The sequence below is a fragment of the Williamsia sp. Y853 genome (assembly GCF_056786495.1).
In genome coordinates, this window is record NZ_JBXCJC010000003.1 from 320,029 (window position 1) to 332,427 (window position 12,399).

13 protein-coding genes and 1 pseudogene are annotated in these 12,399 nt (G+C 64.8%); all 14 read left to right on the top strand.

All coding sequences use genetic code 11. The features are described from left to right. Window positions 1-33 precede the first annotated feature (33 nt). The 14 genes and pseudogenes from AC1TPF_RS17680 to AC1TPF_RS17745 all read left to right on the top strand — a co-directional run bounded on the left by AC1TPF_RS17680 (window position 34) and on the right by AC1TPF_RS17745 (window position 12,356). Window positions 34-474 carry a TIGR02611 family protein gene (locus tag AC1TPF_RS17680; RefSeq protein WP_482144870.1) on the top strand — a complete coding sequence of 147 codons (441 nt, stop codon included), beginning with the start codon at window positions 34-36 and terminating at the stop codon, window positions 472-474. A gap of 125 nt (window positions 475-599) precedes the next feature. Next, entirely contained in the window at window positions 600-2,669 is a 2,070-nt protein-coding gene (gene thrS / locus AC1TPF_RS17685; protein WP_482144871.1) for a threonine--tRNA ligase, read from the top strand. After that, window positions 2,666-3,229 carry an ATP adenylyltransferase gene (locus AC1TPF_RS17690; protein WP_482139287.1) on the top strand — a complete coding sequence of 188 codons (564 nt, stop codon included), beginning with the start codon at window positions 2,666-2,668 and terminating at the stop codon, window positions 3,227-3,229. Before thrS ends, AC1TPF_RS17690 begins: the two co-directional genes overlap by 4 nt. A gap of 49 nt (window positions 3,230-3,278) precedes the next feature. Beyond that, on the top strand, window positions 3,279-3,941 hold the full coding sequence (pgsA, locus tag AC1TPF_RS17695) for a phosphatidylinositol phosphate synthase (RefSeq protein WP_482139288.1): 663 nt from the start codon (window positions 3,279-3,281) through the stop codon (window positions 3,939-3,941). Beyond that, window positions 3,938-4,858, top strand: coding sequence for a phosphatidylinositol mannoside acyltransferase (locus AC1TPF_RS17700; RefSeq protein ID WP_482139289.1), 921 nt, complete (start codon window positions 3,938-3,940; stop codon window positions 4,856-4,858). The genes pgsA and AC1TPF_RS17700 overlap by 4 nt, the downstream gene beginning before the upstream one ends. After that, window positions 4,855-5,979, top strand: coding sequence for a glycosyltransferase family 4 protein (locus AC1TPF_RS17705; protein WP_482139290.1), 1,125 nt, complete (start codon window positions 4,855-4,857; stop codon window positions 5,977-5,979). Before AC1TPF_RS17700 ends, AC1TPF_RS17705 begins: the two co-directional genes overlap by 4 nt. Next, a pseudogene (locus AC1TPF_RS17710) lies at window positions 5,976-6,470 on the top strand (LemA family protein); the annotation flags it as partial. The gene AC1TPF_RS17705 and the pseudogene AC1TPF_RS17710, both read left to right, overlap by 4 nt. Before the next feature lie 138 nt (window positions 6,471-6,608). Beyond that, entirely contained in the window at window positions 6,609-7,535 is a 927-nt protein-coding gene (pdxS, locus tag AC1TPF_RS17715; protein WP_482139291.1) for a pyridoxal 5'-phosphate synthase lyase subunit PdxS, read from the top strand. A 274-nt stretch (window positions 7,536-7,809) separates the two neighbouring features. Beyond that, a complete protein-coding gene (locus tag AC1TPF_RS17720) occupies window positions 7,810-8,616 on the top strand; it encodes a PP2C family protein-serine/threonine phosphatase (protein ID WP_482139898.1) in 807 nt (268 codons plus the stop codon). Between the two features lie 8 nt (window positions 8,617-8,624). Then, on the top strand, window positions 8,625-9,353 hold the full coding sequence (locus tag AC1TPF_RS17725) for an FHA domain-containing protein (RefSeq protein WP_482139292.1): 729 nt from the start codon (window positions 8,625-8,627) through the stop codon (window positions 9,351-9,353). A 187-nt stretch (window positions 9,354-9,540) separates the two neighbouring features. Beyond that, window positions 9,541-9,993, top strand: coding sequence for a response regulator transcription factor (locus AC1TPF_RS17730; protein ID WP_482144872.1), 453 nt, complete (start codon window positions 9,541-9,543; stop codon window positions 9,991-9,993). 78 nt (window positions 9,994-10,071) lie between these two features. Continuing rightward, window positions 10,072-10,923 carry an acyl-CoA thioesterase gene (locus AC1TPF_RS17735; protein ID WP_482139294.1) on the top strand — a complete coding sequence of 284 codons (852 nt, stop codon included), beginning with the start codon at window positions 10,072-10,074 and terminating at the stop codon, window positions 10,921-10,923. After that, entirely contained in the window at window positions 10,920-11,528 is a 609-nt protein-coding gene (gene pdxT, locus AC1TPF_RS17740; protein WP_482144873.1) for a pyridoxal 5'-phosphate synthase glutaminase subunit PdxT, read from the top strand. The genes AC1TPF_RS17735 and pdxT overlap by 4 nt, the downstream gene beginning before the upstream one ends. A gap of 69 nt (window positions 11,529-11,597) precedes the next feature. Then, complete coding sequence (locus tag AC1TPF_RS17745; protein WP_482144874.1) at window positions 11,598-12,356, top strand: YebC/PmpR family DNA-binding transcriptional regulator; 759 nt, start codon at window positions 11,598-11,600, stop codon at window positions 12,354-12,356. The last annotated feature ends 43 nt before the right edge of the window (window positions 12,357-12,399 follow it).

Consider the following 12,399-nt stretch of genomic DNA (forward strand, 5'->3'; position numbering starts at 1 on the left):
ACCGGCGCACAACTGCTTACGTAAGCTGTCACCATGGATCGAAGTGGGGGCACTGTGGAGCAACGTGACGCCAAGGGCTTCCTGCAGGCGATATCGAACAAGCGCAAAGACATTCGGCATCGGCGCACGCTCAACCTGGTCTATCGCTGCGCGGTCGGGGTCATCGGCGCCGCAGTGTTGGCACTGGGGATCGTGGCCATCCCGTATCCGGGTCCGGGCTGGCTGATCGTCTTCGCCGGCTTGGGCATCTTGGCGACGGAGTTCGCGTGGGCCCACCGTCTGTTGACGTTTGCCAAGGGCAAGTACGACAAATGGATGGACTGGATCTCGGCGCAGCATTGGTCTGTTCAGGCCATATTTTGGTTGTTGACCTGTGCCATCGTCGTGGGAACCCTGTGGGTGCTCGGCGCCCTGGCGATGGCCGCCGGCTGGGTTGGCATCGAGTGGACGTGGTTGGCGAGCCCCGTTTTCTGACCGCGTCTGCTCCCGCCGCAGGCAACCGGACGTGGGTCGGCCGGGTGGTCGGCATTACGATCATGGATTGACATGGAACCCGGCCGGCCTCGGTCGGGTGGTTTCATTCGACAAGGAGTGCCCAGGTGCCAGAAAATCCCGTTCCCGGACCATCAGCCACGATCACGGTGGCGGCCGGGACCACCGCGGGTGCGGCGCTACGCGAGAGCGGGCACCCCAACAAGGGTCCCGAGGCGATTGTTGTCGTTCGCGACGCCGACGGCACCCTGCGTGACCTGTCCTGGGCCCCTGACTCCGACACCGTGGTCGAGCCCGTCGCCGCCAACACCGAAGACGGCCGCAGCGTCATCCGGCACTCGGCGGCCCACGTACTGGCCCAGGCCGTCCAGGACCTGAACCCGAAGGCCAAGCTGGGCATCGGACCGCCCATCGAGAACGGCTTCTACTACGACTTCGACGTCGAAGAACCGTTCACGCCGGAGGATCTGACCGCGCTCGAGAAGAAGATGAAGCAGATCATCAAGTCGGGTCAGCGCTTCTCGCGTCGCGTCTACGAATCGGTCGATCAGGCCAAGGCCGAACTGGCCGACGAGCCGTACAAGCTCGAACTCGTCGAAGACAAGGGTTCGGCCGACGACCCCGAGGTCATGGAGGTCGGTGGGGGAGAGCTCACCGCCTACGACAACCTCAACCCGCGCACGGGCGAAAAGATCTGGGGCGATCTGTGCCGCGGCCCGCACGTGCCGACCACGAAATACATCACCGCCTTCAAGTTGACCCGCAGCTCGGCGGCCTACTGGCGGGGCAACCAGGACAACGCCGACCTGCAGCGGGTCTACGGCACCGCCTGGGAGTCGGCCGAGGCGATGGACGGCTATCTCGAACTGCTGGCCGAGGCCGAACGCCGCGACCACCGCAAGCTCGGCGCCGAACTCGACCTGTTCAGTTTCCCGGACGCGCTCGGTTCCGGCCTGCCGGTGTTCCACCCCAGGGGTGGCATCATCCGCAAGGAACTCGAGGACTACTCGCGCTCACGCCACATCGAAGAGGGCTACGACTTCGTCAACACCCCTCACGTGACCAAGAGCAATCTCTACGAGATCTCCGGCCACCTCGATTGGTACAAGGACGGGATGTTCCCGGCGATGCACCTCGACGCCGAACTCGACGAGAACGGTGAGGTGCGCAAACCCGGCCAGGACTACTACCTCAAGCCGATGAACTGCCCGATGCACAACCTGATCTTCAACGCCCGGGGTCGCTCGTACCGCGAACTGCCGCTGCGGTTGTTCGAGTTCGGTTCGGTCTACCGGTATGAGAAGTCCGGTGTCGTCCACGGATTGACCCGGGTGCGGGGCATGACGCAGGACGACGCCCACATCTACTGCACCAAAGAGCAGATGCGCGGCGAGCTGACCAGCACGCTGAAGTTCGTGCTCGGCCTTCTCAACGACTACGGCCTCGACGATTTCTACCTCGAACTGTCGACCCGCAACCCGGACAAGTCCGTCGGGTCCGATGAGATCTGGGAAGAGGCGACGGCCACCCTCGCCGAGGTCGGTGAGGCGTCCGGCCTGCGCCTGGTGCCCGATCCGGGCGGCGCCGCGTTCTACGGCCCGAAGATCTCCGTCCAGGTGAAGGATGCACTCGGCCGCAACTGGCAGATGTCGACCATCCAGCTCGACTTCAACCTGCCCGAGCGTTTCGAGATGGAGTACACCGGTCCCGACGGTTCCAAGCATCGTCCGGTGATGATCCACCGGGCGCTGTTCGGATCCATCGAACGGTTCTTCGGCGTGCTGACCGAGCACTACGCGGGCGCGTTCCCGGCCTGGCTCTCGCCGGTGCAGGTGGTGGGTATCCCGGTCGCCGACACGTTCGTTCCACATCTGGAAGATGTTGTGGCGCAACTCAAGTCGAACGGTGTCCGCGCCGAGGTCGATCAGAGTGACGATCGGATGCAGAAGAAGATCCGTAACCACACGACGGGCAAGGTGCCGTTCATGTTGCTGGCCGGTGAGCGCGACGTCGAGGCGGGCGCGGTGAGCTTCCGGTTCCGGGACGGTACCCAGGTCAACGGTGTGCCGGTCGCCGATGCGGTCCGCATCATCACCGAGTGGGTCCGTGATCGCCGCAACGAGTCGCCGACTGCAGGCTTGATCGAGGATTCAGGGTTGATCGAGGCGCCGGCGTGATCCGCGACGTGGGGCCGGGGCAACCCGATCGCCTGCAGCGGTTGTGGAGCCCACACCGCATGTCGTACATCACCGCCGCCCCGCGCACCGCGTCCGGCAACGGCGACGACTCCGAGTCGTCGGCGGCATCGGTCCATCCCTTCATCGACATCCCCAGGATGTCCGACGAGGCCGGCCTGATGGTCGCCCGCGGTGAGACGGTCTACGCGGTCCTGAACCTGTATCCCTACAACCCCGGCCACGCGATGATCGTGCCCTACCGTCAGGTCGCAGATCTCGAAGATCTCACCGAGGCCGAAAGCCGTGAACTGATGGTGTTCACGCAGAAGATGATCCGCGCCATCAAGTCGGTTTCCAATCCCGATGCGTTCAACGTCGGTCTCAATCTCGGGACCGCCGCGGGTGGCTCGCTCGCCGAGCACCTGCACCAGCACGTTGTGCCCCGATGGGGTGGTGATGCCAACTTCATCACGGTTATCGGCGAGACCAAGGTGATGCCGCAATTGCTCCGCGACACCAGGGCTCTGCTGGCAGAAGCCTGGCTGAAGCTGCAGGATTGACGGCTGACGACATGATGAAGATGTTTCCAATGGAGAGCGTGCTAAATCTATGTTGAGTGTGCTGGGGCGGGCATCGGTGTCCAAGATCACCCTGCCGCTGGGGAAAGTGCTGATCAAGACCGGTCTGACCCCTGATGCGATGACGATCATCGGCACCGTCGCGACGATCGCGGCGGCGGTGACGCTGTTCCCGATGGGCTACCTGTTCGTCGGGACACTGGCGATCTGGCTCTTCGTCATGTTCGACATGCTCGACGGTGCGATGGCCCGGGCCCGCGGTGGTGGCACCAAGTTCGGTGCCGTGCTCGACTCCACCTGCGACCGGCTCGCCGACGGTGCCATCTTCGCCGGACTCGCCTGGTGGGCCCTGGTGGAGGAACCGAGCAAGCCCCTGTTCATCGCGACGATGATCTGCCTGGTCACCTCGCAGGTGATCTCCTACGCCAAGGCGCGTGCGGAGGCCAGCGGTCTCAACGGCGATGGCGGGCTGATCGAACGTCCGGACCGCCTGGTCATCGTGTTGGCCGGCACCGGTCTGACCGGCCTCGGATTGCCGTGGGCCATCCACATCGCGATGTGGGCACTGGCCGCGGGCAGCGTGATCACGGTCTTCCAGCGGATGTGGTCGGTGTACAAGTCGCCCGGCGCCACCGATCTGCTCCCGATCGCAGCCCCGTCGCCGACACCGGACCCCGGCGGGCCGACGGAGTGACCGGGGCCGCAGAACGGCTCGCGGACCTCGGTTACGCGGCCGGCTGGTCTCTGGTCCGGCATCTCCCGGAAGGTGTCGCCCGCAGTGTCTTCGACGGCGTCGGCACGGTGGTGGGCGGTCGTAAAGGCGGTCCCGATCAGTTGCGCAAGAACCTGGCCCGGGTCCTGCATTGCGAACCCGAACAGGTCCCCGACGACGTGATGAAGGCCGCAATGCGGTCGTATGCGCGCTATTGGCGGGAGTCGTTCCGGCTTCCGTCCATGGATCTGGCCGCCGCGGCCTCGCGGGTACATATGCCCGACATCGACCGTGGCCGCATTCAGACCGCCCTCGACAAGGGCAACGGCGTGATCCTGGCCTTGCCCCACTCCGGCAACTGGGACATGGCCGGTGTCTGGCTTGTCGACTTGCTGGGGGAGTTCTCCACCGTCGCCGAGCGGCTGAAGCCCGAATCGCTGTTCGAGCGGTTCGTCCGGTATCGGGAGAGCCTGGGCTTCGAGATCTTCCCGCTCAGCGGTGGAGAGGCACCGCCCTTTCAACAGCTCGCGGCGCGCCTGCGGTCCGGAGGTGTGGTCTGCTTGCTCGGTGAGCGAGATCTCGCCAAACGCGGCGTCCCGGTGACGTTCTTCGGGGAACAGACCCGCATGCCGGCCGGGCCTGCCAAGTTGGCGATCGACACCGGTGCCGCGCTGATCGCGGTCCACCACTGGTTCACCGGACCCGACACCTCAGAGCTCTCCTGCAGCGAGGTGATCGACACCGCGGGCGGGGTCGAGGCGACCACGCAGGCGATGGCGACGGTGTTCGAGGCCAATATCGCTGCCCATCCCGAAGATTGGCACATGCTGCAACCGCTGTGGGAGGCTGACTGGTCGCACAACCGGCGTCGCATGATCGAGGAGGGGAGAAGCCAGTGAAGATCGGCATGATCTGCCCGTACTCGTTCGACATCCCAGGCGGCGTCCAGGCCCACGTGATGGAACTCGCGCAGGTGTTCATCAACCGTGGACACACCGTCAGTGTGCTCGCGCCCGCCGGCCGGGGCACCGTATTGCCCTCCTATGTGGTGTCGGTCGGTGAGGCAGTTGCGATTCCGTACAACGGCTCGGTGGCCCGCCTGAACTTCAGTCCGAAAGCGTATGGGCGCCTGCGGAACTGGTTGCGGGAAGAAAAGTTCGACGTACTGCACGTCCACGAACCCAATTCGCCGAGTATCTCGATGCTCTCCTTGATGGTGGCGCAGGGCCCGATCGTCACCACATTCCATGCCGCGACCACGAAGTCGTTGTGGCTCAGTCTCTTTCAGGGTATTTTGCGTCCCTATCACGAACGGATCGCCGGCAAGATCGCCGTGTCCGAACTGGCCCGCCGGTGGCAGATGGAATCCCTCGGTTCCGACGCGGTGGAGATCCCGAACGGTGTCCATGTGCGGTCCTTTTCCGACGCGGAGCCGTTCGAAGGCTATCCGCGACGGGGCAAGACGATCCTGTTCCTGGGTCGCTACGACGAACCCCGCAAGGGGATGGACGTGCTGATCGGCGCGCTGCCCGCGGTGGTCGCCCGGTATCCCGACGTCCGCGTCCTGGTGGTCGGGGGCGGTCACGAACGCACGCTGCGCGGTAAGGCCGGGGAGTTCGCCGATCGTCTGGTGTTACTCGGACAGGTCGACGACGAGACCAAGGCCCGGGCCCTGCGGTCGGCCGATGTGTACTGCGCGCCGAACCTGGGCGGCGAGAGTTTCGGCATCGTGCTCGTCGAGGCGATGGCCGCAGGCGCTGCGGTGGTGGCGAGCAAGCTCGACGCCTTCCGCCGGGTACTCGACGACGGACGCTCCGGAGTCCTGGTGGAGGTCGGTGATTCGGAGGAGCTCGCCTTCGGGATCATCGCGGCCCTCGGTGACGACGCGAGTCGCTCCGCCATGGTGGAGCGCGCAGAGCAGCGCGCGGCGCGATACGACTGGTCGCATGTCGCTGACCAGATCCTGCGGGTTTATGACGCGGTCACAATCGGGGCCGGCAAGGTGGTAGTCGAAGAATGACGATTTCAGCTCTGACAATTCTGATTCTGGGAATTGTCGCGGTGGTGGTGCTGGCCGGGCTCGGCTGGTCGTACAAGACGGCCAACCGGCTCGATCGCCTGCACGTGCGGGTCGATCTGTCCTGGCAGGCACTTGATGCGGCGCTGGCCCGCCGGGCCGTGGTTGCCCGGTCGATCGGGGCAGGCCTCGGTGGTGACGGCAAAGCGCTGATCGCGGCCGCCGACCGGGCCGAAGGTGCATCGCCCGGCGAACGCGAAGACGCCGAGAACGTGGTGTCTGCTGCGCTGGCCCAGGTCGACAGTGGCTCGCTGCGTTCACAACTGGTCACCGAGCTCGCGGACGCCGAGACCAGGGTGATGATCGCCAGGCGGTTCTACAACGACGCCGTCCGCGATACCTTGGCGCTGCGACATCGGCGCCCGGTGCGGTGGCTTCACCTCGGTGGTACCGCGCCACTCCCGACCTACTTCGAGATCGTCGAACGCGCAGCGGCCTGATCGACCCCCTGTCGACGGACTGGACGCTGACCTCTCGCCGAGGCGTGTATGCACGCCAAAAGCCCAGAGCATAGACTGAAAGTCCAGGACTTTACTGACTGTGTATCCACTAGTTGTGTAGGAGTAATTGACGTGAGCAGTGCTTCAGACCTTGGTTCTTCGGTGACTCCGGACGCTTCCGGCACCGGCACTGCGCGGGTCAAGCGCGGTATGGCCGAGATGCTCAAAGGCGGCGTGATCATGGATGTGGTCAACGCGGAGCAGGCCAAGATCGCCGAGGACGCCGGTGCGGTTGCCGTGATGGCTCTCGAGCGGGTTCCCGCCGACATCCGCGCTCAGGGCGGCGTGTCCCGGATGAGCGATCCGGACATGATCGATGCGATCATCTCCACGGTGTCGATCCCGGTGATGGCCAAGGCCCGTATCGGACATTTTGTCGAGGCGCAGATCCTGCAGAGCCTCGGCGTCGATTACATCGACGAGTCCGAGGTCCTGACCCCGGCCGACTACGCCAACCACATCGACAAGTGGCAGTTCACCGTCCCGTTCGTCTGCGGTGCCACCAATCTCGGTGAGGCGCTTCGCCGTATCACCGAGGGTGCCGGGATGATCCGGTCCAAGGGTGAGGCCGGAACCGGTGACGTCTCCAACGCCACCACCCACATGCGCAAGATGCGTGACCAGATCCGGTGGCTGACCTCGCTGCCCAAGGACGAGTTGTTCGTCGCGGCCAAGGAGCTGCAAGCGCCGTACGACCTGGTTGTCGAGATCGCCGAGGCCGGTAAGTTGCCGGTCACGCTGTTCACCGCCGGTGGTATCGCCACCCCGGCCGACGCCGCGATGATGATGCACCTCGGCGCGGAGGGCGTGTTCGTCGGGTCGGGCATCTTCAAGTCCGGCAACCCGGCGCAGCGTGCCGCCGCCATCGTGCAGGCCACCACCTTCTTCGACGATCCCGATGTGCTGGCCAAGGTCTCCCGCGGACTCGGCGAAGCGATGGTCGGTATCAACGTCGACGAGATCCCGGAGCCGCACCGCCTCGCAGAGCGCGGCTGGTGATCACGTCCGCTGACTGATCGAGCGCTGCCAGGGCTGCGTCTGCGATCGTCCGGGTGTTGCTCACACCTCAGGAGCCACCGGGCCCGCACGTGCGGGCCCGGTGGCCTCTTTGGTTTCTGCCGACACGCATATCCAATTCACTGCGCCCGGCGGGTCGATTGTGGATGATCAGACCGGGCAAGGTTGCTGCGCTGGGCGAAAGAAGCTTTGACGTGGCAGATTGATACGTGTTGGCGCGTTCGACCAAAAGACCTGAAGGCGGAGCTCGATGAGCATGGAGACAACCGGGGCGGTTCGGGATGTAACCCGCAGCGGTACAGGTGAGTTCGGCCAGGTCTCGATCTCCTGGGCGGTTGTGAGCGACGTCGGCCTGATGCGCGAGACCAATGAGGACGCGGTACTGGTGGCCCCCGGGATGGTCCTTGTCGCCGACGGCATGGGCGGACACGACCGTGGCGAGCTGGCCAGTGAGGCGGCGCTGACCGCGTTGTCGGCCACCGCCATCAGCGGGATCAACCGCACCCGCGATTCCGTCATCGAACTCCTCACCGAGGCGCAACGGCAGATCGAGCGGATCGACACCGAGTCCAACCGCCATGCGGGCACAACGGTCACCGGTGCGCTGCTGGCCGACAACGACGGTGTGCCGCACTGGCTGGTGCTGAATATCGGCGATTCGCGGACGTACCGGTTCTCCGCAGGCAAGCTCGAACAGGTCACCGTCGACCACTCTCAGGTGCAAGAACTTGTCGACGCCGGATATCTGACCGCCGAACAGGCCCGAGTTGACCCGCGGCGCAATGTGATCACGCGGGCGTTGGGTGCCGGCATGGAACAAGAGGCCGACTTCTTCACGTTCCCGGTCGCGATCGGTGATCGCATCCTGGTGTGCTCGGACGGTCTGACCGGAGAGCTCGCCGACAGCGTGATCGCGCAGATCCTCGCCGACAACCCCGATCCGACACTGGCCGCGACCACGATGGTCGCGGCCGCACTCGAATCGGGCGGCCGCGACAACGTGACCGTGGCGATTGCCGATGTCACCGCGGTTCCGGAACTTGTCGAACCCCCCATTCGGTGAGCGTTCCGATGAGTGCGCCGCCGGAGTCGTTCGTCGACTATTGCGGCGAGCGGCACCCGCTGGATCCGGACGAACCCTTCCACATCGGCCGTGACGCCGACCTTGACGTCGACGACAACCCGTATCTGCATCGCAAGTTCCTGATGATCCATTTCGAACAGGGTCTCTGGTGGCTGTCCAATGTCGGCTCGCATCTGTCGGCGGGTGTTGTCGCCGGTGAGGCGGGATTCCAGGCGACCCTGGCACCTGGCGCCAGGGTGCCGTTGACATCCGGGGTGACCGCGGTCGTGTTCACCGCCGGGCCCACCACGTATGAACTCGACATCCATTCGGGCACAACCCCTCTGGTGACCCTGGAACCGCCTGGCGAACCGACGGGCAGTGGTGAGACGACCATCGGTGTCGTATCCCTGACGGAGAGCCAGAAGCTGCTCATCGTCGTACTCGCCGAAGAGGTGTTGCGCCGCAACGGCACCGGAGCGAGTTCGATCCCGTCATCCGCGCGGGCCGCGCACCGGCTCGGCTGGTCGCTCACCAAGTTCAATCGCAAACTCGACAACGTCTGCGACAAATTCGATCAGATCGGTGTCTCCGGGATGCGGGGCGGCTCGGGTCGGCTCGCCAGCAATCGCCGGGTCAAACTCGTCGAGTACGCCGTCGCCTCCCGGGTGGTGACCCGCGCCGACCTCCCGATGATCGAGGCAGAGGCCCGGCGCAGTGGTGTGACGGGCAGCTGAACGCCCGCAAGTGTGCCCGATGGGGCACGCGCTCCGGGTGGTCGTCGTGAAAAGGTGGTCTTACCTGCATCGATGAGGTGGGTAGTTCTCCCCATCGACACTTCGCTCGCAGCGGTTTTAGTGTTGTGACATTCCACAGCCGCGCCGCAGCGCAGTGAGTTGGCCCAACACCTAGTAGGAGACCGTGATGACCGTATTGCACAACACTTTTCACGCGCCGACCCGTCCCCGCATCGGCTACCGGCCGGCGACCCCGGCCCGGCTGACCCGTGAAGAGGCGTTGGCCCGGCTGGCGCAGCGCACGATGCCGCTTCCGGGCCGGCAGCCGACCACCTGCACCACACCGGGTGCTCCGATGTCACCGGCCCGACCGGCGGCGGGCCAGGCCGATTCGGTCGCCACCCGGGCGTACCCGAAGCCCAAGTTGTCGCAACGTGAAATCGAGGTGCTCCGGGCGTGGCTGAACCTCGACTCGAAATCGGCTGTCGCCGAATCGCTCTTCATCTCGCTCGGCACGGTCAACACGCACCTCGCGCGAATCCGTGTGAAGTACAACGAGGTCGGGCGCGGAGCATCGACCAAGGCGGCTCTGGTGGCGCGGGCCATCCAGGACGGGATCGTCTCCATCGACGATCTGTGAAGTAGTCGCCCGCGGGAGCGGGTGGTCGGTCTCTGACGACACGTGGGCAATAATCGTGGTCAGAAAGGGGTCAACCACATGGCGATGATCGAAGAGATCCTCCAGCTCGAGGAGATCGAGAAGGACATCTACCGGGGGCGCGTCCACGAGAGCTTTCTCGTACGCACCTTCGGCGGGCAGGTCGCGGGTCAGGCGCTGGTGTCGGCCACCCGGAGTGTCGAGTCCCGTTTCCAGGTGCACTCCCTACATGGCTACTTTCTCCGCGGGGGCAATCCGCTCGAGCCGACGGTGTACCTCGTCGACCGGATCCGCGACGGCCGGTCGTTCTGCACCCGACGGGTCACCGCGATCCAGGATGGTCTGGCGATCTTCACGATGTCGGCCTCGTTCCATGTCGATGACCAGGGTTACGAACACCAGGACACGATGCCGCGGGTCAAGCGGCCCGAAGAACTCGTCGACCTGCTGACGGTTGACGATCCGGAATTGAAGGCGCCTTACCGCGAATGGCAGAACTTCGACGTCCGGATCGTTCCGCGTGAGGATCTGATCGGCAGCCGGGATCTCGCGGCGCAGCAGCAGGTGTGGTTCCGCTACCGCACGCCGTTGCCCGATGACCAGGTCTTCCACGTCTGCACACTCGCGTACATGAGCGACATGACGTTGCTGGGTTCGGCGAAGGTCCCGCATCCGGACGAAGACGCGCAGTTCGCCTCACTCGACCACGCCATGTGGTTCCTGCGCCCGTTCCGCGCCGACGAGTGGCTGCTCTACGACCAGACGTCACCCTCGGCCAGTGGTGGTCGCTCGTTGACCCAGGGCCGGATCTATGACCATCGGGGCGTGATGGTGGCCGCGGTGACGCAGGAGGGCCTCACCAGGACCGGACGTCCGGTACCGGCCGACCAGCATGCGAAGCGGCCGAGTTGAGCGGCGCACCCCGGATCGGCGTCCTCGCACTGCAAGGTGATGTGCGTGAACATCACGACGCGCTGACCAAGGCGGGGGCCGAGAGCTGCTCGATCCGCCGGCCCGGTGAGCTCGACCAGATCGACGGGATCGTCATCCCCGGTGGCGAATCGACGACGATGAGCAAGCTGCTGGTGATCCTCGACCTGCTCGAACCGCTGCGCAAGGCGCTCGCCGGGGGACTGCCCGCCTACGGTTCCTGTGCCGGGATGATCATGCTCGCCAGCAACATCCTCGATACGCGTCCCGATGCCCAGCACCTCGACGCCCTTGACATCACCGTGCGCCGCAACGCATTCGGACGTCAGGTCGCCTCGTTCGAGACCGACCTCGAACTCGTCGGCATCCCCGGCGGTCCGATGCGTGCGGTCTTCATCCGCGCGCCGTGGGTGGAGTCGACGGGGGAGGGCGTGCAGGTGCTCGGAACAGTCCCCGACGGTCCGGCCGCCGGTCGGGTGGTGGCGGTACGTCAGGGCAATGTCCTGGCGACCTCATTTCATCCCGAGGTGACGGGCGATCTACGGGTCCATGAGTATTTTGCCGAGATGGTCAGAAATACCCGCTGATACTGCGAGTAGGATCGATCCGCACCTCCACGCCAGAACACCAGAGTTGTACGAAAGGGGCTTGCGCCAATGAGCGGCCACTCCAAATGGGCCACCACCAAGCACAAGAAGGCGGTGGTCGATGCCAAGCGCAGCAAGAACTTTGCCAAGCTGGTCAAGAACATTGAGGTTGCCGCGCGCATGGGTGGCAGCGATCCGGTTGGTAATCCCACGTTGTACGACGCCATTCAGAAGGCAAAGAAGTCGTCGGTGCCCAACGACAACATCGAACGCGCCCGTAAACGTGGTGGCGGCGAAGAGGCCGGCGGCTCCGATTGGCAGAACATCACCTACGAGGGTTACGGCCCCAATGGCGTGGCAATTCTGATCGAGTGCCTCACCGACAACCGAAACCGGGCTGCCACCGAGGTGCGTACCGCGATGAGTCGCAACGGCGGCAACATGGCTGATCCGGGCTCGGTGGCGTATCTGTTCACCCGTAAGGGTGTGGTGACACTCGAGAAGGCCGGCCAAACCGAGGACGACATATTGATGGCGGTCCTCGAGGCAGGTGCCGAAGATGTGGTCGACCTCGGCGAGAGTTTCGAGATAGTCAGTGAGCCAACGGATCTTGTTGCCGTCCGAACTGCGCTGCAGGAAGCCGGAATCGATTACGAATCAGCTGATGCCAGCTTCCGTGCATCAGTGGCGGTACCGGTCGACGCCGACGGCGCCCGGAAAGTCTTTCGCCTGATCGATGCACTGGAGGACTCCGACGATGTGCAAGACGTCTACTCCAACGTAGACATCAGCGACGACGTGCTCGCCGAACTCGAACAGGACGACTGACCCGGCGTGTTGCTGCCTCGGCTTGTTCGACGCGGCCGCTAGG